The organism is uncultured Xanthomonas sp. (assembly GCF_964278005.1).
Taxonomy (GTDB): domain Bacteria; phylum Pseudomonadota; class Gammaproteobacteria; order Xanthomonadales; family Xanthomonadaceae; genus Xanthomonas_A; species Xanthomonas_A sontii.
The window spans coordinates 822,362-846,427 of sequence record NZ_CAXYKF010000023.1; the positions used below are offsets into that span (position 1 = coordinate 822,362).

Genomic DNA, 24,066 nt, shown 5'->3' on the forward strand with positions numbered 1-24,066 from the left:
TGGACAGCATCGTGCCGCGGCCGGAGCCGCTCCTGCAAGAAAGTTCAGGCCGGCGAAAACGTCGCAGGCTGGCGAATCTCCAATTCCCAATCCCCGCCCCAACAACAACGGCCCGGAAACCCGGGCCGTCGTCATGCCGTTCAACGCAGGCGCAATCGATGCCCGCGCGTGCGATCACCAGCGGTAATTGATCCGCCCGTACACGTAGGCGCCGTTGAAACCGTACGGCGAGTAGTTGCTGTACGGGAGCATGCCGTAGGTGGAGTTGATCAGGTTGGCGGTCTTGTCCGGGTACTGGTCGAACACGTTGTCCGCGCCCAGCGTCAGCGTCCAGTTGGTGCTCGGCTTGAAGCTGGCCGAGGCGTCGACCACCCAGTCCGCGCCGTAGGTCTGGTCGCGGGCGGCGGTGGCCGAGTTGCGCACGGTGAACTCGCCGTAGCGGGTGGCGGCCAGGCTCAGATCCCACTTCGGCAGCTTCCAGGTGCCGCTGAGGATCAGCTTGTCCTTCGGGTAGCTGTCCTCCAGGCGGCCGATCTCGTCGCGGCCCAGCGTGGTCTGGGTCGAGCCGATCGCGGCCAGCGCCTGCGGCTGGGTCACCGCATGGGTGATGTCGGTCTTGCTGTAGCCGTAGCTGGCGGTGAGGTCCAGCGTGCTTGCCGCGAACGGGATGCTGTAGGTGCCGACCACGTCGACGCCGCGCGTGCGGGTGTCGGCGGCGTTGCTGAAGTAGCGCACGCTGGTGACGTTGCTGTAGCCGAGCTGGCGCAGTTTGCCCAGCACCGCCGCATCGTTGAGGTTGGACGAGAGCAGGATGCGGTCGTCGATCTCGATCTGGTACGCGTCCACGGTCAGGTACAGGCGCTCGACCGGCTGCAGCACCAGGCCCAGGCTGTAGGACAGCGAGGTCTCGGCCTTCAGCGGCGCGGCGCCCAGCGCCTGGGCCACGGCGCTGTTCACCGGGAAGGTGCCGGATTCGAAGAAGCTGCCGTTGATGTAGCTGCTGGTCACCGCCTGGTACTGCTGCTGCGCCAGCGACGGCGCGCGGAAGCCGCTGGCGACGGTGCCGCGCAGCGCCACCTTGTCGGTGAACGCGTAGCGCGCCGACAGCTTGCCGGAGGTCTTGCTGCCGAAATCCGAGTAGTCCTCGTAGCGGCCGGTGAGGCCGGCGGAGAACTTGTCGGTGAGGTCGGCTTCCAGCCCCGCGTACACCGCGTAGTTGTGGCGGTCCGAATGCACGGCGTTGAGCGGCGCGAAGCCGGCGAAGCCCTGCGCGCCGCCGGTGGTGCCGGTGTACGAGGCCGGCTCGCCGGGCGACTGGTTCCACTTCTCCTGGCGGTACTCGGCGCCGAAGGACAGCGTCACCGGATAGGCCAGGCCCCATTCCAGCGGCTGGGTGAAGTCGGCATTGACCGCGTTCTGGGTGTACTCCAGCGCGCCGTCGTAGAAGCGACTCGGGCTGTCGACGCCGAGGCTGTAGTTGATGCTGTTGGCGGTGTGGAAGTCGACCTTGTTGTAGCCGTAGTTGTAGCTGACGTCCCAGGCGAAGCCGCCGGCGGTGCTGCCCTTCAGGCCGGCGACCAGCGAGCGGTCCTTGGAGTACTGCTCGATCTGCGGCACGTAGCCGTCGGGATAGACCTGCGCCAGCAGCGCGGTCTGGCCGTTGTGGTTGCGCGAGCGGTAGAACGCGAACGAGGTGATGTCGCGGTTGCTGGCGATCGCGGTGGCGTAGCCGGTGAGGTTGTCGCTGAAGCGGAACTCGCCGTTGGCCGAGACCGCGGTGGCGTCGACCTTGGGGTCGCCGTAGACGAAGGTGGTCTGGCCGATGCCGGGATAGTTGCCGGTGTTCGGCGCGGTGCCCTGGTAGGGGCCGGCGCGGTTGGTGGCGTCCTGCTGGCTGATCTGCCCGGCCACATGCAGGCTGCCGCGGCCGTCGCCGAAGCCGACCCCGGTATCGCCGGAGAGCTGCGACTTGGCGCCGTCGCCGGCCGAGTACTTGCCGTGCTCCACGGCCAGGCTGCCGCCTTCGCCGGCGCCCTTGAGCACGATGTTGACCACGCCGGCGATGGCGTCGGAGCCGTACTGCGCCGAGGCGCCGTCGCGCAGCACTTCCACCCGCTCGATCGCGGCGATCGGGATCGCGTTGAGATCCACCGCCGAGGCGCCGCGGCCGATGGTGCCGTTGACGTTGATCATCGCCGAGGTGTGGCGACGCTTGCCGTTGACCAGCACCAGCACCTGGTCGGGCGAGAGCCCGCGCAACTGCGCCGGGCGGATGCCGCTGGTGCCGTCGGTCAGCGCCGGGCGCGGGAAGTTCAGCGAGGGTAGGGCGCGCGACAGCGCGGTGGCCAGTTCCGAGGTGCCGGTGGCCTGCAGTGCCTCGGGGGTGATGATGTCGATCGGCGATTGCGACTCGGCGACGGTGCGGTCGCTGACGCGGGTGCCGGTGACGATCACCGTGTCCAGCGTGCTGGGCGTGCTCGGTGCGTCGGACGCGGTCTGGGCGAAGGAGGGGGCGGCGAGCACGGCGCTCGCCAGCAGCGACAACGGACGGTTCATGAAAACTCCAGCAGGTGCCGAAACGGCAGGCGGGGCATGCGGCGACCGGCAGGGCCGGCAGGCCGCGTCCTCAGGGATGTCTAATTATTTTTTAACATGCGTGCTGCGTCGCAGGATGCAAGCGCATGTTCTTATTCCATTGCGTTCTAAGGGGCGGCAGAACGCCGCGCGCCGCCGTCCGCAATGGGGAGGCACGCACAACGTCCTGGTAGCGTCCGCGCCCACCGGGACAGCGGCGGCATAGGCTGTCGGCCGCGCGAATCGCGCGTGGCGGACGTCGTCGCCCATTGCGGCGACGCCCGCCAGGGTCGCTCAGAAGCGGTAGCTCACCCGCCCGTACCAGTAGCGCCCGTTGAAGCCGAACGGCGACAGCGGCGAGTACTGCAGGCCGTTGGGGCGGTCGTCGTAGATGTTGTTCAGCGCGGTCCGGGTCGGGTACTGGTTGGTGACGTTGTCGGCGCCGACGGTGAAGGTCAGGTCGTGCCAGGCGTAGCTGGTGGACAGGTTGAGCAGCCAGCGCGCGGCGAAGCCTTGGTCCTGGCTGCCGTCGGCCTCGTCGCCGCGGCGGGTGATCGCGCCATAGCGGGTGGCGTCGCCATGCAGGGTCCAACCGGCCAGGCTCCAGTCGCCGCTGAGCACGTACTTGGTGCGCGGCGTGGCATCGGTCAGCAGGCCCTGGCTGGCGCGGCCGAAGTTCGGATCGGAGATCTCCAGGATCTCGATCTTGTTGTAGTTGGCGCTGAAACTGAGGTTGAGCGTGCCGGCGCGGTCGAGGTCGAGCAGGTAGTTGCTCACCCAGTCCACGCCGCGGGTGCGGGTGGTGGCGCCGTTGACGAAGAACTGCGCGGCGCTGACCTGGCCGATCGGCACGGCCAGCGAGATCTGGTCCGAGTACAGGATCTGGTCCCAGATGCGGATCTGGTACAGGTCCAGGGTGGAATTGAAGCCGCCGCCGGGCTGCCAGACCGCGCCGACGCTGTAGTTGGTGGATTTCTCCGGCGACAGCGGCTTGGCGCCGAGCGCGATCGCCACCGGATCGGAGGTGCGGTAGGTGCCGATCTGGCTAAGGACGCCGTCCACCGGCAGGGTCACCACCGAGGCGTAGTTCTGTTGCGCCAGCGAGGGCGCGCGGAAGCCGTTGGAGATCGTGCCGCGGACGGCGAAGGCGTCGTTGAGCTGGTAGCGCGCCGACAGCTTGCCCGAGCGGGTGGTGCCGGCATCGCTGTAGTCCTCGTAGCGTGCGGCCACGCCGCCGGACAGGCGCTCGCTCAGGTCCGCTTCCAGGTCGGCGTACACCGCCTTGCTGTGGCGCTGGAACTGCCCGGCCACGGTCGGCGACAGGCCGGGGAACACTTGCGAACCGCCCGGATACGGTGCGCCGGTGTCCGGGTTGATGGCGTTCGGGTCGAAGTAGATCGAGGTGGGCGAGCCGGCCACCACGGCGTACTTGTCCTGCCGGTACTCGGCGCCGAAAGCGAGGTTGACCGGATAGGCCAGGCCCCAGTCCAGGGACTTGCTGAAATCGGCGTTGAGCGCGTTCTGCTCGTTGCGGAAGCCGCCGGCGTTGAAGCGCGTCGGCGAGGCGCCGGTGCTCCAGTACAGGTTGGTGTTGATGGTGTTGCGCAGGTCGAAGGTGACGTCGTTCTTGCCGTAGTCGGCGGAGACGTCCCAGGTCCAGCCGCTGTCGGTGCTGCCCTTGACGCCGAGCACCGCGGCGCGGTCGTTGGACGGGTTGTAGATCTGCGGCAGGAAGCCGTTGGGGTAGACCGCCGGCACGTTGCGGTCGCTGTTGTCCCAGGCGCGGTAGTAGCCGTTGGACAGCACCTCGCGGCGGCTGACGTTGGCGTAGCCGTACAGGTCGACGTGCGGGGTGAGCGCGTAGCCGAAATTGACCAGTCCCTGATAGGTCTTCAGCGCCGGGTCGCCGTAGCGCTCGTAGGGCACCCCGCTGGGGTTGGATGCACCGGCGAGGGTAGTGGCCTTGTCGGTGTTCTCGGCGCGGTTGGTGTTCATCGCGTTGAGGTAGTTCCACGACACCCGCACCCAGCCCGGTGCCTCGCCGCCCGGCGCACCGCCGAAGGCCAGGCCGTAGGAGCCGTCGATGCCGTTCTGCGCGCCGTCGCCCTTGTCCATGATGCCGCCGCTGACCGCGACGCTGTTGCTGCCGGCCTTGGCACCGTGCTTGAGCACGATGTTGATGACGCCAGCGATGGCGTCGGAACCGTATTGCGCGGAGGCGCCGTCGCGCAGCACCTCGATGCGCGCGATCGCCGACATCGGGATCGAATTGAGGTCGGCCGGGGCCGAGCCGCGCCCGACCGACGGGTTGTAGTTGACCAGCGAGGTGGTGTGGTAGCGCTTGCCGTCCAGCAGCACCAGCACCGCATCCGGCGACAGGCCGCGCAGGGTCGCCGGGCGCAACGCGTCGTTGCCGTCGTTGATCGCCGGGCGCGGGAAGTTCAGCGACGGCAGCAGCTTGCCGAGCGCGCTGGCGAGGTCGCTGGCGCCGGTGGCCTGCAGCGCCTCGGGCGCGATGATGTCGATCGGCGATTGCGATTCGGCCACCGTGCGGTCGGCGATGCGGGTGCCGGTGACGATGATGTTGTCCAGCGTCGTCGGCGCCTGCTGGGACTGGGCGAGGCTGTTGCCGGAGGCGAGCACGAGCAGGACGGCACGGACGAGGGGGAGGCGGCGTTGCGTCATCGGGCGGAGACTCCTGGCTGGGGGATTGGCGCGGGTCTGGCGATTTCCGGTGGGGCGGGGTGGATGCTGCGGTGCAGCGTGTGCCATCGGATTGAAATCCGTTTTTCACATTGGCGCGTATACAAAAACGGACCTGGGTCGGGTTTTCGCGGCGGCCCGCGCGCCGCCCCGGACCGTGCCGCATTGCCGTCCCGGGTGGGCCGGGGCGGGCGAAGCGGCTACACTTCCGCCTCGCTAGCCGAGTGCCCTGCCTTGATTTCCCTACGTAATTTCGCCTTGCGCCGCGGCGAGCGGCTGTTGCTGTCCAATGTCGACCTCACCCTGCATGCCGGTTACCGGGTGGGCGTGGTCGGCCGCAACGGGGCCGGCAAGTCCAGCCTGTTCGCGGCGGTGAAGGGCGAACTGGAGGCCGACAAGGGCGACGTCGACCTGCCCGGCAAGGTGCGCATCGCCAGCGTCGCCCAGGAAACCCCGTCGCTGCCGGACCCCGCGCTGAGCTTCGTGCTCGGCGGCGATACCGCGGTGGCCGCGGTGCTGGCCGAAGAGGCCGAGGCGACCGCGCGCGAGGACTGGGAGGCGGTGGCCGCCGCGCACACCAAGATGGCCGAGATGGGCGCCTACGACGCCGATGCGCGTGCCGGCAAGCTGCTGCACGGCCTCGGCTTCCCCGCCGAGACCCATCACCGCGCGGTGTCCTCGTTCTCCGGCGGCTGGCGCGTGCGCCTGAACCTGGCGCGCGCGCTGATGATGCCCAGCGACCTGCTGCTGCTCGACGAACCGACCAACCACCTCGACCTGGACGCGGTGTACTGGCTGGAGCAGTGGCTGCTGAAGTACCCAGGCACGCTGCTGCTGATCTCGCACGACCGCGAGTTCCTCGACAACGTCGCCACCCACACCCTGCACCTGCACAACGGCGGCGCCAAGCTGTACACCGGCGGCTACACCGATTTCGAGCGCCAGCGCGCCGAGCAGTTGCGCCAGCAGCAGATCGCGCACGAGAAGGAACAGGCCGAGCGCGCCCACCTGCAGAGCTTCATCGACCGCTTCAAGGCCAAGGCCTCCAAGGCGGCGCAGGCGCAGAGCCGGATGAAGCGCCTGGAGAAGCTGGCCGGCACCGAGGCGGTGCGCGCCGAGCGCGAGTTCCGCATCGAACTGGCGCCGCCAGCCAAGCTGCCGTTCTCGCTGATCCGGCTCAATCACGCCGAGGCCGGTTACGGCGCCGACGCGGTGATCCTGCACAACGTCGGCTTCGGCCTGGAGGCCGGTCAGCGCATCGGCCTGCTCGGCCCCAACGGCGCCGGCAAGACCACCCTGGTCAAGACCCTGGTCGGCGAACTGCCGCCGATCGCCGGCGAGCGCATGGCGCATCCGGACCTGCGTATCGGCTACTTCGCCCAGCACACGGTGGAGTCGCTGCACGAAGGCCAGTCGCCGATGGACCACATGCGCGAGATCGACAAGGACGCCAGCAACCAGGCGTTCCGCGATTTCCTCGGCAAGTGGAATTTCCCCGGCGACCGTGCGTTCGAGCCGGTCGACGGGTTCTCCGGTGGCGAGCGCGCGCGCCTGGCGCTGGCGCTGATCGCCTGGCAACAGCCCAATGTGCTGCTGCTCGACGAACCGACCAACCACCTCGACCTGGAGATGCGCGAGGCGCTGGCCGAGGCCTTGAGCGATTTCGAGGGCGCGATCGTGATGGTCTCGCACGACCGCCACCTGATCGGCCTGGTCTGCGACACCTTCTGGCGCGTGGCCGACGGCGTGGTCGAGCCGTTCGACGGCGACCTCGACGCCTACGCCGCGTGGCTGCGCACGCGGCCGGCTGCGCAGGGCACCAAGCAGAAGCTGGCCGAGGCCGCGCCGACCCCGCCGCCGCCGGTCAAGCCGCTGCCGGCGAAGAAGCCGCCGAACCCGCACAAGCTGGCCGCCGCCGAGAAGCGCGTGGGCGAACTGGAAGCAACCCTGGCCGAGCTCGACCGCCAGCTCGCCGATCCCAAGCACTACGCCGATGCGGAGAAGATGGCGGTGCTGGGCCGCGAGCGCGAGGCCGCCGCGCGCGACCTGGCCCAGGCCGAGCAGGCGTGGATGGAGTTGATCGACGGCGCCTGAGGCGTTGCGCTGCGGCGGCCAGGCGCGCCCCACGTCCGGCTGTCCGTCGCGTATTCCCGGCCCGCGTTGGTCACGCCCTCAGGGAGAGACGACGATGATCAGCGGCAACATCCGCCTGGACGATTACCGCGCCGCGCAGCGCCTGCATTATCGATATCGCTTGCGCCGCGCGCTGATCGTGGCGGGTGTTGCGTTCGTGCTCGGCGTGGGGCTGCTGTTGTTTACCGCGCCCGGGTCCTTGGCGAGCATGCTGGGCACGCTGCTGCTCGGGGTTGGCTGCGGTGGTCCGATCTGGCTGGGGCTGTGGTACGGCTGGGTGTTGCCGAGCAGGCTGTTGTTCCTCTATGCGCAGCAGGAGCAGCTGCAGCATCGCTACACCTATGCATGGGACGAGGCGGGCATGCGCATGACCTGGCCGAACGGCGAGGTGCGCCGCCGCTGGCGCGATTACGTCCGGTATCGCGAGAGTCCGCAGGTGCTGCTGCTGTACCACGATGCGTCCGCGTTCGACGTGGTGCCGACCTCCTGGTTCGCCGATGCTGCCCAGCGTGATGCGTTCCGGCAGTTGGTGGCGGCGCAGGTGTGCACCGAGGGCGGCAAGCGCACCGTGTAGCAGGTGCCGCGGCCAAGGCGTGCGCTGGAGATACCTGAGATGTGGATGTCCGGGCCGGGTCTGTTCCCGCGGATGCGGCTCGGCGATGGTGTCGCCGGCGAGCACGGATGAATCACGTCGAGCCAGCGTTTCCTTCTCCCTGCGGGACCATGGCCCCCTTTTCGGGGGAAGGTGCCCCGAAGGGGCGGATGAGGGTGCGGGTGCCTGGGGAGTCGGAGCAGCCGGCCGTGCGTGCCGGCCTACCCTCACCCAACCCCTCTCCCGGTGGGAGAGGGGCTTCAATCACTTCTCGACGCCGCTCCAAACGAGGCCGGAGCGCGAGCCGGCGCACCTGTGTGGGAGGGGCTTTAGCCCCGACGCCGCATCGCCTCAGCCAACGGCAATCCGCCTGCGTTGCATGCGCCAGCGCCCCAAGGCTGAGCGCGCGCTTGGCCCGCGAGACGTTACTGGCGGCAGCGGCACGCCGTGTCCGGCGCAATCGCTCGCGCCGGACGTGCCGTGCAGAAGGAAGACGATCGCAGCGGCCGGCGCGCGCGGCGCCGGCCCGTGCCGCTCAGGCGGCAGCGCTGGCCACGACCAGCAGGCCGCCGGCGATCGCCGCCCAGTCCAGCGGCGTGCGCGAGCGCAGGCTCTGCAGCGAGGGGCGGGCGGTCGGCGTCGGCCGCAGGCTGGCCTTGAGCGCCATCAGCGCCAGGCCAGCGGCGCTGAGCGCCCAATGCCATTCGCTGGCGCCGCCGCGCAGGAAGTAGGCCAGATGCAGCACACACAGGCAGCCCAGGACGGCTGCCAGCACGACGTCACGCGAGACCAGGCCCGGACGGGCGGTCAGGACAGCACGGTTCATCAGCATGTTTCCCCCGAAACGGTCAGCGCCATCCCCGGCGCACAGTGCGACTGCGACCAGGATCATATTTCGGGCCTGCCCGGCCGCCAAGCGGCAGTGCACAAATTCTTCACATTACTGTCAGGCCTTGCTGGTAGGCGAAGCAAGGTGCGTGCCGGCGTGTGCCCAAGCCCTCCCGGCGCCCAATGCGGCGGCAGCGGTGTCGCTCAGTCGGCCAGTGCGGCCTGCTCGGCCAGCAACCACTCGCGCAAGCGCCGGGCGGCGTCGCTTTCCGCACGCGAGCGCAGCCGGGTCAGCCAGTAGCGGCCCAGGTCGATGCGGGTGCTGAACGGACAGACCAGCCGCCCGGCATCCAGGTCCTGGGCGAACAGCCGCAGCGGCAGCAAGGCCACGCCGTGGCCGGCCGCTGCGATGCTGGCCAGGGTCAGCGAGGCATCGCAGATCGGGCCGCCCGCCTGCACCTCGGGCGCGCCGGCGGCCTGCAGCCAGCGCGGCCATTCGTCCAGCCGATAGGAACGCAGCAGGGTAGTCCTGGCGAGGTCGGCGGGCCTGCGCAACAGAGGCGCCAGCGCCGGCGCACACACCGGCGCGAACGGCGCGTCCAGGATCGGCGTGGCATGCTGCCCCTGCCAGTCGCCATCGCCGAAGCGGATCGCCAGGTCCAGGCCTTCGCCGGCCAGGTCGACGCGGTTGTTGTGGGTGTACACGCGCAGTTCGATGTCCGGGTGTGCGGCGTGGAAGGCGTCCAGCCGCGGCAGCAGCCAGCCCACCGCGAAGGTGCCGACCACGCCCACGCTCAGCGTCTCGCGATAGCGACCGCCGGCGAAGCGCTGCAGCGTCCCGGCGATGCGGTCGAAGGCCTCGGTCAGCACCGGATGCAGGCGCAGGCCTTCGTCGGTCAGGGCCACGCCGCGCGGCAGGCGCTGGAACAGCACCACGCCCAGGCGCGCCTCCAACTGTTTGATCTGATGGCTGAGCGCGGCCTGGGTCACGCACAGCTCGGCGGCGGCACGGGTCAAATTCTGGTGCCGCGCCGCGGCCTCGAAGGCACGCAGGGCGTTCAGCGGCAGATGCGGACGAATCATCGCCAGGTATCAATTCGGCTCATGGGTACGATTGAATAACCTCGCTGGTGGGGGTGGGTCAATGCGGCCATCATCCTGGCTCCCGACGGAGGTGGACGATGCTGACGAGACGACGGTTCCTGCAGGGCGTGGGCATGGGCGCGAGCCTGCTGGTCGTGGCTGGTGCACAGGCAAAAAATGCGAAAAACCCGTCGCCGACGCTACCGCAGCGGCTGGCCGAGATCGAGCGTCGCAGCGGCGGCCGACTCGGCGTGAGCCTGCTCGACGGCGGCGGCGCAACGCTCGGCGGACAGCGCCAGGACGAGCGCTTCCCGCTTTGCAGTACCTTCAAATTTCTATTGGCGGGGGCGGTGCTGCAGCGGGTCGACCGCGGCGAACTGGCCCTGGAGCGGCGCGTGCCGGTGCGCAAGGCGGATCTGCTGGCGAATGCGCCGGTGTCCGAGCGTCATGTCGGCGGCACGCTCAGCGTGGCCGAGCTGTGCCGCGCGGCGATGATCTACAGCGACAACACCGCGGCCAACCTGCTGCTGCCGCTGGTCGGCGACCCGCCCGGGGTGACCCGCTTCCTGCGTGCGCTGGGCGATGCGTCCACCCAACTGGACCGCAACGAACCGGGCATGAACGAGTTCGTCGCCGGCGATCCGCGCGACACCACCACGCCGGCCGCGATGGCGGCGACGATGCGCGCCTTGTTGCTCGGCGAGGTGCTGCAGCCGGTGTCGCGGCAGCGCCTGATTGCTTGGATGCGCGACAACCGTACCGGCAACGACTGCCTGCGCGCCGGCCTGCCGGCGGGCTGGCAGATCGGCGACAAGACCGGCAGCAACGGCACCGATACCCGCAACGACATCGCCATCGTCTGGGCGCCGGGGCGGGCCACGCCGCTGCTGCTCACCGCCTATCTCAACGGCGCCACGGTCGACAGCGCCGCGCGCGATGCGACGCTGAAAGCGGTGGCGCAGGCGGTCGTGGCTTCGCTGCCTGCGCAGACGCGGCGTACCGGTTAGGCGGCGTTGCGCGCGTTGCATCGACTGCGTTCGCCGCAATCGCGCCGGATGCAGGTCGATCTCCCGTAGGCGCGGCTTCGGCCGCGACAGGTTTTATCGCGAAGGTCCGTCGCGGCTGATCCCACGAGCGGGAGCCGCAGCCATGCGTACGAGACGCTGCTCGCGATCATCGGCGACGCCACGTGTCGATGCCGCGCGCGATCGCCCGCGTTGTACCAACGGCCACGGCCACCGCGGCCGTGCTCACTGATCGTGCGGTCCCTTTCATTCCCCACCCTGTTCGGAGCGTCCCATGCGTCGATTCGTGTGCTGTTCGTTGGCCATCGCCCTCGGTCTGTCTGCCCACGCCGCGCAGGCGCGGGTCTGGGAACCCGCACCGGGCCACGTGCAGGTGCCGATCTGGCCTGGCGCGGTGCCGGATGCCTTGCCGCATCCGAAGCCGGAAACGGCTGGGCCCGGGGCCAGGATCGACAACGTCAGCCGGCCGACCATGACGGTGTACCCGGCGCAGGGCCACAACACCGGCGCCGCGGTGGTGGTGTTTCCCGGCGGCGGCTACCAGATGCTGGCGATGGACCTGGAGGGCACGGAGATCTGCGACTGGCTGGTCTCGCGCGGCATCACCTGCGTGCTGTTGAAGTACCGCGTGCCGAACTCCGGGCCGACCTGGGTCAACGACCGGCGCTACTACCCCAAGGTGCAGACCGCGCTGCAGGACGCGCAGCGCACGCTGGGCCTGGTGCGCCAGCAGGCCGCCACCTGGGGCGTGGACCCGCACAAGATCGGGGTGATGGGCTTTTCCGCCGGCGGCCACCTGGTCGCCGCGACCAGTACGCATTTCGCCAAGCGCACCTATCCGCTGGTGGATGCCGCCGACCGCGTGAGCTGCCGCCCGGACTTCGCCATCGCCGTGTATCCCGGCCATCTGTGGGTGCACGAGGACGAGGATGACGACACCCGCAATCCCACCGATCTGGCCTTGCGTCCGGACATCCGCGTCGTCGCCGACACCCCGCCGACCTTCCTGCTGCAGGCGCAGGACGACTATGTCGACGGCATCTCGCAGGTGCTGGCGTACTACGTCGCACTCAACCATGCCGACGTGCCGACGGAAATGCACATCTATGCCCAGGGCGGCCACGCCTTCGGCCTGCGCGCCAAGCACCTGCCGATCGCACAGTGGCCGCAGCTCGTGGAGACCTGGTTGCGGACGATCGGGGTGCTTGAGAGCCGGGATTAGGGATTCGGGATTCGGGATTGGCAAGAGCGTGTCAGCGCACGGATTGCGCTTTCACGAATCCCCAATCCCCAATCCCCAATCCCAAATCCCGGACGTTGTCACGAATCCCCAATCCCAAATCCCGCCCACCTCAGACAGGTCCGGGGCCTTGATAGTTGGGTGGGCTCTCCTGATACAGCCGCGCCGGTCCGCCCATGGCCGGGTCGCTGATGCCGGGCTTGCCGGTTTCCAGGCGGCCGGCCAGGCGCTGACGCGCGTTGTCCTGGACCAGCCACAGGTCGTACCAGCCGCCGCTCGGCTTGGCATTCCAGCGCATGCGCTGCTCGGCGCCGGGCGCCAGCGTCACCCGCTGGCGCGGTTGTGCCTGGGCGTAGGCCGCCGGTTCCAGGGACACGCTAAGCGGCGCGGTCCCCGGATTGCGCAGGACCAGGCAGAGCGCCTGCGTGTCGGTCGGCTCCTGGACGATCTCGGCCTGCAGCAGCGGGGCGCTGAGGTCGCCACGGTAGTGGCGGTGGAAGCCGTTGGGGCCGAGCAGCCACAGGTCGTAGCTGCCGTCGTAGGTGGTCCAGGTGCCGTCCAGGGTCGCGCCGGTATCCACCGTGTAGCGGCGTGGGATCGCGTCGAGGAGGTAGCGGTCGTAGACGTGCAGCACCGCCGCTGCGCCTGTGTTGGCCATGCGCAACTGCACCTCGCCGCGCTCCGGCACGTGCTGCAATTGCACCGTTGGCCGATACGGCAAGGCACGTGCGCGGCGCACGCCGAACGCCTGGCGCGGTGCCTGCAACTGCGCCGGCAGCGGTGGCACTGCGTGGTCGTGCAACGCCGCGGCGCGCGCGGCCGCCTCGCGCACGTCCGGCAGGTCGGCGACGAACGGGCGGGTGTCGGCCTGGCGGAAATCGAAGGCGTTCAGCAGGTCGCCGCAGACCGCGCGGCGCCACGGGGTCAGGCCGGCGGCGGCGACACCAAAGCGGCGCTCCAGCAGGCGCAGCACCGAGGTGTGGTCGTAGACCTGCGAATCGACCCAGCCGCCGCGGCTCCACGGCGAGATCACGTACAGCGGTACGCGCGGGCCGAGGCCGTAGGGGCGGCCGCGCAGTTCGGGTGGGTCGGCCTTGGCATCGCCCGGCGCCGGGTGCAGGTGGTATTCGCCATCGGTGGCGACGCTGGAGGCGCCGGCCCAGCCGCCGGTCGCGGACGGGTCGGGCGAGGGTGGGGCCGGTGGCGGCACGTGATCGAAGAAGCCGTCGTTCTCATCGAACATCAGCAGCAGCGCGGTGCGTGCCCACACCTTGGGATCGGCGGTCAGCGCATCGAGCACGCGCGCGGTGTAGGCCGCGCCCTGCGCCGGGCTGGACGGATCGGGATGCTCGCTGCCGGCGGCGTCGGCGATGATGAAGCTCACCGACGGCAGCCGCGCGGCCAGCACGTCCTCGCGCAACTGGGCGAGGCTGCGGCTGCTGACGCCGCGTGCGCGCAGTTGCGGATCGTGCCCGGGTGCACCACGCCAGGCCGCACGGAACGGTGCGAATCCGGCCAGCGGGTTGTCGGTGAAGTTGTCGGCCATGTCCTGGTAGATCTGCCAGGACACGCCGGCCTGCTGCAGCGCCTCGACGTAGCTGGGCCAGCGATAGTCGTCCGGGTCGCCGCCCAGTTCCGGGAAGTTGTCGTGCGAGTTGGCGATGGCCGGACCGCCGGCGCGCGCATGCGGATCGTTCTGCCCGGTCCACAGGAAGATGCGGTTGGGATTGGTGCCGGCCTGGATCGCGCAGTGGTAGGCGTCGCAGACGGTGAAGGCGTCGGCCAGGGCGAACTGGAACGGCAGGTCGTCGCGTTCGTAGTGGGCCAGCGCGTGGTCGCGCTTGGCCGCCGGCCACTGGCCCATGCGGCCGTGGTCCCAGGCCTGCTGCGCGTTCGGCCAGGTATGCGGGGTGCCCTGCACGCGCATGGTGGCGAAGTCGCGTGCGGTGCGCAGCGGGAACGGCGCGAGCTGGCGGCTGCCGTCGGCGCTGGGTTGCAGCCAGACCGTGCGCGGGGCGGTGTCGGGCAGCGGCGGGGCGGGGATCGGGAAACGGTCGCCGAAGCCGCGCACGCCGGGCAGGCTGCCGAAGTAATGGTCGAAGGCGCGGTTCTCCTGCATCAGGATCACCACGTGCTGCAGGTCGTCCAGGGTGCCGCTGCGCACGTCCGGGGCGATCGCCGCGGCGCGGGCGATGCTCGGCGGCAGCAGGGCGGCGGCGCTGGCGGTGAGGCCGGCGCGGAGCAGCCGGCGGCGGGTCTGGTCGGTCATGGGGGTCAGGGGAAACGCAATGCGGCGGCGGCCGGGATCGGCCGCCGCCGCGAGACTGCCACGGCGCCGGTTACAGGTCGACCATGAAGGTCAGGCCGACGGTGCGCGGCGGCGCGATGAAGGCGCTGTCGCTGCCGTCCACGCCGTTGAGGTAGCGCTTGTCGGTGAGGTTGCTGATCACCAGGTCCAGCCTGGCCTGCTGCAACTGCGGGCTCAGCCCGCCCAGGGCGATGCCGAGGTTGGCGTCGAAGGTGGTCACCGCATCCAGCGCCGCGCTGTTGGCCGCGTCCAGGTAGCGCCGGCCCAGGTAGCGGCCGGACAGGCCGCCGTGCCAGCGCTGGCCCTGCCAGTCGGCGGACAGCACCAGGGTCTGCCGCGGCTGGCCGATCACCTGCGAGCCCGGGGCGATCTCCAGCGCCTGGTCGCGCGCGGCGTTGCCGCTGCCCAGGTAGGTGGCCTTGTTGTAGCTGTAGGCGCCGTTGAGCCGCCAGCCGTTGTCCCAGGCGTAGCCCAGTGCCAGCTCCACGCCGCGCGCGTGCACGCCGCCGAAGTTCTCGTAGACGCCGTCGGTCTCGCCCAGGTAGTCGATGCCGGTGACGAAGTTGGCCGGCACGTAGACGATGCGGTTGTCGAAGCGGATGTCGTACAGGGTGATGCTGCCGGTCAGCGGCCAGCGGCTCATGCGCAGGCCGACTTCGATGTTGTCGGCGGTTTCCGGCTTGACCTTGCTCAGCACGAGCGGATCGGTCTCGCCGAGCACGCCGGAGGGGATCGCGGCGAAGTTCTGCGAGAAGCCGGCGAAGGCTTCCACGCCCTTGATCGGCGTGGTCCAGGTCAGGCCGGCGGAGAACAGCGGATCGGAGTGCGAATCCGATTCGATGTGCGCGGCGTCGCCGATGCGGCGGTCGCGGGTCTGATCGACGAAGAACTGCTTGACGCCCACGCGCCAGGCGAAGTCGCCGTAGCGCATCACGTCCTCGGCGTAGTACATCTGCTCGTCGGTGCGGTAGTCGTCCTTGAACTGCACCCAGTACGGCACGTGGTCGAAGGCGATGTTGGTGCCGACGTTGAGCAGGCGGTGCCAGTCGCGGGTGACGCTGCGGTCGTAGCGTTCCAGCCACAGGCCGCCGCGCACGGTGTTGTGCAGCCCACCAAAGTCCTGCGCCCATTCCACGTCGGCGGTGACGCCGCCGCGCTGGTTGTCGTAGTGGCTGTGGCGGTAGGACTGCACCGGCAGCGAGCCGGCCGGGTAGCAGGCCGGGTTGGACTCGGCCGGCAGCGTCGCGGTGTCGGCGCAGCCGGGCAGCATGCTCGCCGCCGCGCCGCTCGGGGTGACGAAGTAGAGCTTGCCCAGGGCGCTGCCGCCGTACACGGTGTGGCCGCCGGTGTATTCGGATTCGGGCTGGCCGGCGCCATCTTTGCTGACGTCGACCAGGTAGGGCGGGATCCAGTCGCCGCGGCCCTTCATTCGATGCGCGTAGCCGGTCAGCGTGGCCTTGAAGCCGTTGCCGCCGTCGAACAGGCCGCGCAGGTAGCCGAAGGTATTCTTGCGCAGCGCGCGCGAGCCGGAGCGGTAGTTCTGGTCGTAGTAGGGGATGCCGGTGAGCGTGCCGGTGAGCAGGTCGTGGTCCGGGTCGGTGGCGAACTGCGCCGGGGTGACGCTGCTGTACTCGGATTCGTTGGCGTCGTCGTAGGACAGGTAGCCGCTGAGCGTCCACGCGCCGAGGTCGCTGACGAACTTGCCTGCAAGATGATCGCGGGTGGTGTGGCCGCTGCCGTCGATCCAGTCGTCGTTGCTGGCGTGCGAGCCGCTGACCCAGGCGCGGGTGCCGCCGAGGTCGCCGCTGTCGTAGCGCGCATAGTACTTGCGCGCCTGGTTGTCGCCGATGCCGAAGGCCAGGCGCACGCGCTGCTGGTCCAGCGGCTCGCTGGTGAGGAAGTTGAGGGTGCCGCCCAGCGCTTCGTTGGAGCGCGAGGCGATGTCGGCGGTGCCCTGGCTGACCTCCACCGTCTCCAGGTCCAGCGTGTCGATGAAGCGGTTGGCCTTGGAGCCGCCGCCGTAGGCCGAACCGCCGTTGGGCACGCCGTCGATGGTGGTGCCGATCTGCTGGTCGTCGCGGTTGGTGACGAAGCCGCGCATGCTGATCTGCGTGCCCCAGTCGGAGGAGCCGAACGCATCGGCCTCGGTGGCGATCACGCCGGGCAGTTCGTTGAGCGCGTCGTTGACGCTGCTCATCGCGAACTGCCGGTCCAGCGCTTCCTTGCTGACGTTGATCTTGGCGTAGGTGGTGGCCTGGCCGAGCACCTGCATCTGGTCCAGGGTCGAGACGCGGTCGCTGCCATCGGCCGGGGCGGTGCCGTCGGCGCCGTCGCTGGCCTCGGCGGCATGGGCGCTGGCGATGCTGGCGGCCAGCGCCAGGGCCAGCAAGGTGCGGTTGGGGGTGCGGAAATACGCCGAAACGGTCATCGGGTGCGCGGTTTTCGTGAGGGATCCTCATGCTCCTATCGAGCGGTTTCGTGCGTGTGACCGCGATCTTGCGAATCCATGCATCGTGCGCAAATCGGCATGAAAGCTGCCTTGCGCGATGCTGCGGCATGCGCAGCGGCCGCGCTGGCCTCAGTCGCTTTCCGGGTGGGGCGTTGACGTGCACCATCCGGAGATTGGACGGGTGGCCGCCGGAATTGCCCTTCAGCGAGATCGCCGCGTGCGCAGCGCGGTCGGGATCCGATTCGTGTCCGGCACGTCTGCCGGCATGGGCGAGGGTTCCGTCGCAGCGATGCGATGTCCTTACGTGGTCGCGCCACCTCGCGCCAGCGCCGCACAGGGCGCGCGACCGCAGGCGGCTCGTGATGGCGTACCACACGGCCGACCCGGCATCATCGCCGCTGCCGCTGCCGCCGCCAGCGGGTCCCACCGGAATCTCCTGCCCGATGAGCCACGAACTGATCTACCTGCTGCTGATCTTCGCCCTGCTGGTGATCCCGCGCGCGCTGCAACGCTTCAAGATGCCGGCGCCGCTGACCTGCCTGCTGTTCGGCATCATCGCGATGCTGGCGATGGGGCCGCGCGCGCACGACCCGGTGGTGACCCTGCTGGCGACGCTCGGCATCTCCTCGCTGTTCCTGTTCGCCGGCCTGGAAGTGGACCCGAAGGCGCTGCGTCGCGGCTTGTGGCCGCTGCTGCTGCACCTAGTGGTGCGTGGCGGCACCCTGTTCGGCGTCGGCTGGCTGGCCTGGCGCTACGCCGGTCTGTCGTGGCAGGCGGCCGGATTGCTGGCGCTGGCCCTGCTGACCCCCTCCACCGGTTTCATCATCGAGTCGCTGGGGCGGCTGGGGCTGGACGAAGAAGAGCGCTTCTGGGTCACCAGCAAGGCCATCGCCGGCGAACTGCTGGCGCTGGCGGCGCTGTTCGTGATCCTGCAGGCCGGCGATCCCTGGCAGATGGGCCTGTCCAGTCTGGCGCTGCTGGCGATGCTGGTCGGCCTGCCGCTGCTGTTCGTGGCCCTGGGGCGCTGGGTGGCACCGCAGGCGCCGGGGTCGGAGTTTTCGCTGCTGGTGATGGTCGGCCTGATCGCCGCCTACATCACCTATTCGCTGGGCGTGTACTACCTGGTCGGTGCGTTCATCGCCGGGCTGGTGGCGCGGCTGCTGCGCCAGCGCATGCCGCTGCTGGCCTCCGACGAGAACCTGCAGGCGGTGCGCCTGTTCGCCTCGTTCTTCGTGCCGTTCTACTTCTTCAATGCCGGCACCAAGGTGCCGAGCGGGGCACTGAGCCTGCAGGCGCTGGGCCTGGGCCTGGCCATGACCGCCTGCGTGCTGCCGCTGCGCATCGGCATCCTGTGGCTGCAGCGGCGGGTGCTGTTCGGCGAAGGCGCGCGCAGCAGCCTGCGGGTGTCGCTGGCGCTGTCGCCGACGCTGATCTTCACCCTGGTGCTGGCCGGCATCCTGCGCGACCGCTTCGCCATCGCCGACGCGCTGTTCGGCGCCCTGCTGCTGTACGCGGCCCTGACCACGCTGCTGCCGGCGCTGCTGCTGCGCATGCCGTTCGATGTCAGCCCGCTGGAGGCGGCGCCGGCTGCATCGGCAGATCCCGCGTCGGCGCAGGCACCGACGGCGCCGGACGAGCCGGTGGCCGAGGCGCCGTTGGCGGACGCAACGACGCCGCCTGCCGGCGCGCCGGAAACGGCGCCTCGGCCCCAGCCCGGGCCGGCGTGATGAGCGGGAACGCTTGAAAGCCAGCGTGCGGCCCCCATACTGGCCGCCTCCGTTGCTCTCGCGTTTTTGCCGCCATGCCGATCTACGCTTTCCAATGTGCCGCATGCGGTCACAGCTTCGACCGCCTGCAGAAACTGTCCGATCCGGATCCCGAGACCTGTCCGTCCTGCGCCGCCCCGGCGGTCAAGCGCCAGCTCACCGCACCGGCGTTCCGCCTGTCGGGCAGCGGCTGGTACGAGACCGACTTCAAGAAGGATGGCGACAAGAAGCGCAACCTGGCCGAGTCGGGGAGTACGGCCAGCAGCGGAGACAGCAAGCCCGCGGCCGCCGCGACGACGTCCGACGCGCCGGTCAAGCCCGCTGCGGCGGCCACGCCTGCCGCGGCCAAGCCTGCGGCGACCTGAGTCCCGCCAGGCCGCTCCAAGCCCGCGGCCTCTCGTAGGAGTGGCTTCAGCCGCGACCGAGCCTTGCCCGGTCGCGGTCGATCCAAAAGAGCAAGAGCTACTCCTGAAGTCGACCTGTCACGCCGTGCATCCGGCCGCGCAGCACGCCGCGCGGCCCGTTGCCTTGGCTCAGCGCGCCCCGAAGCGTGCCCGGCAGCCGCCGTTGACCCACACCGTATTGCCTTCGTAGCCCCAGGTGCGGCCTTCCGCGCAGGTGGTGCCGGACAGCTGTTCGATCAGTTCCGGGCGGCCCTGACGGCGGTCCCAGGCGCAGGTGCGCAGGCGCTTGTCGTCGCTGCTGCAGGTCACCGTGTAGCCGCTGTCCAGCGGCGGCCGGCCCGGCCCCCAGCCACCGCCGCCGCGGCCCTGGGCGAACTCGCCGCGACAACCGTCGTCGACCCACACCGCGCCATCGCGCGAGCCCCAGGTGCGGCCCTCGATGCAGCGGGTGTCCGACAGCTGCCGCACCAGCATGGCGTTGCGCCAGCCGGTCGGGCAGATGCGCTGGCGCTGGTCCTGGCTCTCGCAGCGGACGGTGCCGGCCACGCCGCCACTGCCGCCGCCGTCGCCCCAGTTGCCGCCCCAATTGCCGCGACCTTCGACGAAGCGACCACGGCAGCCCTGGTCCACCCACACCACGCCGGGCGCCGAGCCCCAGGTGCGGCCTTCGATGCAGGGCGAATCGGACAGGGTGCCGACCAGTCGCGCAGGCCCGCGAAACGGCGTGGCGCATTGCTGGCGGCGGCGGTCGTTGCTGGAGCAGGCGACGGTGCGGCCGTCGAAGCCCGGTTCCTGTCGCCAGCCGCCGCCGCTGCCGCGCAGCGAGGTGGCGATGTCCTGCTGGATGTTGCCGAAGCCCCAGCCGCGGTCGATCTGATCCAGATAGAACTCGAGCTGGTCGTCGGGGATCTGCCGGCCGCGCGACTGGTCGGCGTACTCGCGCTCGATCACCCGGACCCGGCCGGGGACCGACAGTTGCCGCAGGTCCTGCGGCGCGTAGGCGCGGGCGCTCTGGGCCGCGGCCGGGGCGTTGGCCAGGGCCAGCGCGGCGATCACCAGCCAGCCACCAAGGTGCTTCAACATGGGTTCTCTCCTCCCCGTGAATGGTGCGCGGACTATAGCCGCAGGCCAACTTAAGCCAGGATGAGTCATGCGCGATTTGCCCGGGCCGACGCGCCGCCGCAGAATACCGGGCTTGCCGGCGCCTTCTGCGCCGGGCGCCCCCTGTTTGGAGCTAGCGATGCGTACCCACTTCTGCGGCCTGGTCGACGAGACCCTGATCGGCCAAACCGTCACCCTGGCCGGCTGGACCGACGTGGCCCGCAACCTCGGCGGCGTGTGCTTCATCGACCTGCGCGACCACGAAGGCATCGTGCAGGTGATGGTGGAGCCGGAGAACGCAGAGGTGTTCAAGGTCGCCGCCAGCCTCGGCTACGAGGACGTGCTGCAGGTCGAGGGCGTGGTGCGCGCGCGGCATGCGGTCAACGACAAGCTGCGCAGCGGCAAGGTCGAGGTGATCGCCACCGCCATCACCGTGCTCAACAAGGCCGCGCCGCTGCCGTTCCACGCGCACGAGAACCCGGGCGAGGAAACCCGCCTGAAGTACCGGTATCTGGATCTGCGCCGCCCGGAGATGCAGCGCATGCAGCGCACCCGCATCAAGTTGGTACAGGCGCTGCGCCGCTACCTGGACGAGCGTGGCTTCCAGGACATCGAGACGCCGATTCTGACCAAGGCCACCCCGGAAGGCGCGCGCGACTTCCTGGTGCCGGCGCGCATGCATCCGGGCGAGTTCTACGCGCTGCCGCAGTCGCCGCAGCTGTTCAAGCAGATCCTGATGGTGGCCGGCTTCGACCGCTACTACCAGATCGCGCGCTGCTTTCGCGACGAGGCGCTGCGTGCCGACCGCCAGCTCGAGTTCACCCAGCTCGACATGGAGTTCGCCTTCGTCCGCGAGCGCGACGTGCAGGACTTCGTCGAAGCCATGGTCCGCGCCATCTTCAAGGAGGTGGTCGACGTCGAGTTGGCCGCCGAATTCCCGCGCATGACCTGGGCCGAGGCCATGCGCCGCTATGGCTCTGACAAGCCGGACCTGCGCATCGCCCTGGAACTGACCGATGTCGCCGAGCTGGTCAAGGACAGCGACTTCGCGGTGTTCACTGCGGCGGCCGCCGACCCCGACGGCCGCGTCGCCGCGTTGCGCATTCCCGGTGGCGCCAGCCTCTCGCGCAAGCAGATCGACGAGTACGCCGCGCACGCCGCCAAGTACGGCGCCAAGGGCCTGGCCTACGTCAAGATCGCCGACAGCGGCGAGATCAGCTCGCCGATCCAGAAGTTCTTCGGCGAGGCCGCCTTCGCCGCGCTGCTCGCCCATGTCGGTGCCGGCAACGGCGACATCGTGTTCTTCGGCGCCGGCGCCTACGGCAAGGTCTCCGACTTCATGGGCGCGCTGCGCCTGAAGGCCGGCAAGGACTTCGACCTCATCGCCGATGGCTGGCGGCCGCTGTGGGTCACCGATTTCCCGATGTTCGAATGGGACGAGGAGGCGCAGCGCTACGTCGCCCTGCATCACCCGTTCACCGCGCCGGCCGTGGACGACATCGCCGAACTGCGCGCCCACGCCAAGACCGCGGTGTCGCGTGGCTACGACATGGTGCTCAACGGCAACGAGATCGGCGGCGGTTCCATCCGTATCCACCGCCCGGACATGCAGAGCGCGGTGTTCGAGCTGCTCGGCATCGGTGCCGAGGAAGCGCGCGCCAAGTTCGGCTTCCTGCTGGATGCGCTGAACTACGGCGCGCCGCCGCACGGCGGCATTGCCTTCGGCATCGACCGCATCGCCGCGCTGATGGCCGGCACCGAGTCGATCCGCGACGTGATCCCGTTCCCCAAGACCACCGGCGCGCAGGACCTGATGACCGACGCGCCGTCGCCGATCGCCGACGCGCAGCTGGCCGAAGTGCACGTGCAGGTGCGCCCGCAGGCGCAGTGACCCCTTTCTTCCAACCGTAGCGCAGGCCGACACATGAGCGAGACCGCATTCAATCTGGAGTGGGAAACCCTCGGCAACGAGGGCGCAGTGGAGGCCATCGTCACCCAGCGCGCGCGCGTGTTCGGCGGCTGGCTGGTGCGCGCCGGCAGCGGCGCCAATGCGCCGCTGGCGTTCGTGCCGGATCCGGAGGGCCGTTGGGACGGCGAGGACTTCGGCGAGGACGACTACGAGTACGAGGAAGACGACGAGGAAGAAGAGGACGAGGAAGAAGGCGACGACGAGGACGAAGACGAGGACGACGGCGAAGAGGCCGACGCCGACGCCGCGCACCCGGCGCGCTGAGCCGTGCTGATTCGTCGCGCCACGCCGGACGATGCCGCGGCGGTGACCCGCATCGCCACGGCCACCTTCTGCGAAACCTTCGGCCATCTGTATCCTGCGCAGGACCTGCAGGCCTTCCTCGACGAAGCCTATTCGATCGAGCGCGCGCAGGTGGTGCTGGCGCATCCGGACTACGCGATCTGGCTGGTCGAGCATGACGGCGAGGTGGTGGGACACGCTGCCGCCGGCCCTTGCGGCCTGCCGCATCCCGACGTGACGCCTGGCGATGGCGAACTGAAGCGGCTGTACCTGCTGCGCGCGCACCAGAACGGCGGCTGGGGTGCCCGGCTGTTCGATACCGCCCTGGCCTGGCTGGAGCGCGACGGCCCGCGCACGCTGTGGCTCGGCGTGTGGTCGGAGAACCTGGGCGCGCAGCGGTTCTACGCGCGCTACGGCTTCGAGAAGGTCGGCACCTACGAATTCCCGGTAGGGCAGGTGCGCGATCTCGAATTCATCCTGCGCCGGCCGCCGCGCGCGGCCTGACGCCTGCCGCCGGACGTCGTCCGGGCATGCCGCGTCGACACAGCGGCAACGAGTGCGCGCTACAGTGCTGGCCTGTCCAGCTTGAGGAGAGCACGCCATGTTCCGACCGTGGATGGGAATCGCCGCCGTCGTGCCGCTGCTGGCCGCGTGCGCGCCACCGGCGTCGCTGCAGCCGGCCAGTGCCGGGCCGACGGTGCAGGGCGATGGCCGCTGCAACGTCGAGGCCGTGGCCTGGGCGGTGGGCCAGGAGGCCACCCAGGCGACCATGAGCCGGGTCTGGAAGGAGAGCGGAGCCGGCGTGGTGCGGCCGATCGCGCCGGGCCAGGCGGTGACCCGCGACCTGCGCCTGGATCGGCTCAACGTGTTCCTGGATGGCAGCAATCACATCGTTCGCACCACCTGCGGCTGAGTCGCCGATGGCCGCCGCGCCCCAGGTGCTGTTGCTGCATGGCATCTGGAACGCGCGGCCGTGGCTGCTGCCGCTGGCGCTGCGCCTGCGCCGCGAGGGCTGGCGCGTCGCCAGCTTCGGCTATTCGACCGCGTTCGGCGGCGCCGAGGCCGCGCTCCCACGGCTGCACGCCCGCATCGAACGTATGGCAGCCACCGGTCCGGTGGCGCTGGTCGGGCATAGCCTCGGCGGCCTGATCGCCTTGCAGGCCTTGCGGGAGCTGCCCTCGCTGCCGGTGACCCGGGTGGTGTGCCTGGGCAGCCCGCTGGCCGGCAGTGCCGCCGCGCGCGCCCTGGCGCAACGGCGGCTCGGACTGGCGCTGGGCCGCAGCGCGGCGCTTTTGCAGCAGGGTGTGGCGCGCTGGGACGGGCCGGCCGAGGTCGGCATGGTCGCCGGCACCGTGGCGCGCGGGCTGGGCGCACGCTTTGTCGCGCTGGGGCCGGAGTCCGACGGCAGCGTAGCCCTGGCCGAGACCCGCGTGCCCGGCCTGGGCGATCACTGCCAGGTCCGCGCCAGCCACAGCGGCCTGCTGTTCTCGGCGCAGGCCGCGCGGCAGACCGCCGCCTTCCTGCGCGACGGCCGCTTCGCCGCCTGAGCCGGTCGCAAGACATCGAGCGTCCGGCGGCGGCGGTGGCCGGCGCCGCGTCGCGGTATCCG

General features: G+C 70.1%; 18 protein-coding genes. 11 read left to right on the forward strand and 7 right to left on the reverse strand.

Annotated features, from left to right (window positions below; all coding sequences use genetic code 11):
- Positions 1–174 precede the first annotated feature (174 nt).
- Both ACHWVH_RS17795 and ACHWVH_RS17800 read right to left on the reverse strand, forming a co-directional pair.
- The gene (locus tag ACHWVH_RS17795; protein ID WP_394687658.1) at positions 175–2,556 is read right to left on the reverse strand and encodes a TonB-dependent receptor plug domain-containing protein; all 2,382 of its coding nucleotides are present in this window, start codon (positions 2,554–2,556) and stop codon (positions 175–177) included.
- A 312-nt stretch (positions 2,557–2,868) separates the two neighbouring features.
- On the reverse strand, positions 2,869–5,259 hold the full coding sequence (locus ACHWVH_RS17800) for a TonB-dependent siderophore receptor (protein ID WP_295936829.1): 2,391 nt from the start codon (positions 5,257–5,259) through the stop codon (positions 2,869–2,871).
- A gap of 252 nt (positions 5,260–5,511) precedes the next feature.
- On the opposite strand from ACHWVH_RS17800, the gene ACHWVH_RS17805 reads away from it, so the two are divergent.
- Entirely contained in the window at positions 5,512–7,371 is a 1,860-nt protein-coding gene (locus ACHWVH_RS17805; protein ID WP_295936827.1) for an ABC-F family ATP-binding cassette domain-containing protein, read from the forward strand.
- 94 nt (positions 7,372–7,465) lie between these two features.
- Entirely contained in the window at positions 7,466–7,984 is a 519-nt protein-coding gene (locus tag ACHWVH_RS17810) for a YcxB family protein (protein ID WP_394687659.1), read from the forward strand.
- 553 nt (positions 7,985–8,537) lie between these two features.
- Here ACHWVH_RS17810 and ACHWVH_RS17815 read toward each other — a convergent pair.
- Together ACHWVH_RS17815 and ACHWVH_RS17820 are read right to left on the reverse strand one after the other, a co-directional pair.
- Positions 8,538–8,828, reverse strand: a complete 291-nt coding sequence (locus ACHWVH_RS17815) for a hypothetical protein (protein WP_039727065.1) — start codon at positions 8,826–8,828, stop codon at positions 8,538–8,540.
- 206 nt (positions 8,829–9,034) lie between these two features.
- Positions 9,035–9,913, reverse strand: coding sequence for a LysR substrate-binding domain-containing protein (locus ACHWVH_RS17820; protein ID WP_394687660.1), 879 nt, complete (start codon positions 9,911–9,913; stop codon positions 9,035–9,037).
- Positions 9,914–10,011: 98 nt separating this feature from the next.
- Between ACHWVH_RS17820 and bla the strand changes: the two genes are divergently transcribed.
- Both bla and ACHWVH_RS17830 read left to right on the forward strand, forming a co-directional pair.
- The gene (bla, locus tag ACHWVH_RS17825; protein ID WP_394687661.1) at positions 10,012–10,920 is read left to right on the forward strand and encodes a class A beta-lactamase; all 909 of its coding nucleotides are present in this window, start codon (positions 10,012–10,014) and stop codon (positions 10,918–10,920) included.
- A 316-nt stretch (positions 10,921–11,236) separates the two neighbouring features.
- Positions 11,237–12,160, forward strand: a complete 924-nt coding sequence (locus tag ACHWVH_RS17830) for an alpha/beta hydrolase (RefSeq protein WP_394687703.1) — start codon at positions 11,237–11,239, stop codon at positions 12,158–12,160.
- Positions 12,161–12,290: 130 nt separating this feature from the next.
- Here the strand turns inward: ACHWVH_RS17830 and ACHWVH_RS17835 are convergent, their stop codons facing one another.
- Positions 12,291–14,447, reverse strand: coding sequence for a phosphocholine-specific phospholipase C (locus tag ACHWVH_RS17835; RefSeq protein ID WP_394687662.1), 2,157 nt, complete (start codon positions 14,445–14,447; stop codon positions 12,291–12,293).
- A 70-nt stretch (positions 14,448–14,517) separates the two neighbouring features.
- A complete protein-coding gene (locus ACHWVH_RS17840) occupies positions 14,518–16,914 on the reverse strand; it encodes a TonB-dependent receptor (protein WP_394687663.1) in 2,397 nt (798 codons plus the stop codon).
- Positions 16,915–17,378: 464 nt separating this feature from the next.
- Here ACHWVH_RS17840 and ACHWVH_RS17845 point away from each other — a divergent pair, with 464 nt between their 5' ends.
- A complete protein-coding gene (locus ACHWVH_RS17845) occupies positions 17,379–18,662 on the forward strand; it encodes a cation:proton antiporter (RefSeq protein ID WP_295936819.1) in 1,284 nt (427 codons plus the stop codon).
- A gap of 74 nt (positions 18,663–18,736) precedes the next feature.
- Positions 18,737–19,066, forward strand: a complete 330-nt coding sequence (locus ACHWVH_RS17850; protein ID WP_394687664.1) for an FmdB family zinc ribbon protein — start codon at positions 18,737–18,739, stop codon at positions 19,064–19,066.
- Positions 19,067–19,234: 168 nt separating this feature from the next.
- Here ACHWVH_RS17850 and ACHWVH_RS17855 read toward each other — a convergent pair whose 3' ends face one another.
- Positions 19,235–20,188, reverse strand: coding sequence for a DUF3011 domain-containing protein (locus ACHWVH_RS17855; RefSeq protein WP_017908985.1), 954 nt, complete (start codon positions 20,186–20,188; stop codon positions 19,235–19,237).
- Positions 20,189–20,345: 157 nt separating this feature from the next.
- Here ACHWVH_RS17855 and aspS point away from each other — a divergent pair, with 157 nt between their 5' ends.
- From aspS to ACHWVH_RS17880, 5 genes are all read left to right on the forward strand, one after another.
- Positions 20,346–22,097 carry an aspartate--tRNA ligase gene (gene aspS / locus ACHWVH_RS17860; RefSeq protein ID WP_394687665.1) on the forward strand — a complete coding sequence of 584 codons (1,752 nt, stop codon included), beginning with the start codon at positions 20,346–20,348 and terminating at the stop codon, positions 22,095–22,097.
- Positions 22,098–22,130: 33 nt separating this feature from the next.
- Positions 22,131–22,439 carry a DNA primase gene (locus ACHWVH_RS17865; protein WP_267094548.1) on the forward strand — a complete coding sequence of 103 codons (309 nt, stop codon included), beginning with the start codon at positions 22,131–22,133 and terminating at the stop codon, positions 22,437–22,439.
- Positions 22,440–22,442: 3 nt separating this feature from the next.
- Positions 22,443–22,961, forward strand: coding sequence for a GNAT family N-acetyltransferase (locus ACHWVH_RS17870; RefSeq protein ID WP_043091795.1), 519 nt, complete (start codon positions 22,443–22,445; stop codon positions 22,959–22,961).
- 97 nt (positions 22,962–23,058) lie between these two features.
- Positions 23,059–23,370, forward strand: coding sequence for an I78 family peptidase inhibitor (locus tag ACHWVH_RS17875; RefSeq protein WP_223875595.1), 312 nt, complete (start codon positions 23,059–23,061; stop codon positions 23,368–23,370).
- A 7-nt stretch (positions 23,371–23,377) separates the two neighbouring features.
- Entirely contained in the window at positions 23,378–24,004 is a 627-nt protein-coding gene (locus ACHWVH_RS17880) for an esterase/lipase family protein (RefSeq protein WP_394687666.1), read from the forward strand.
- Positions 24,005–24,066: the final 62 nt, after the last annotated feature.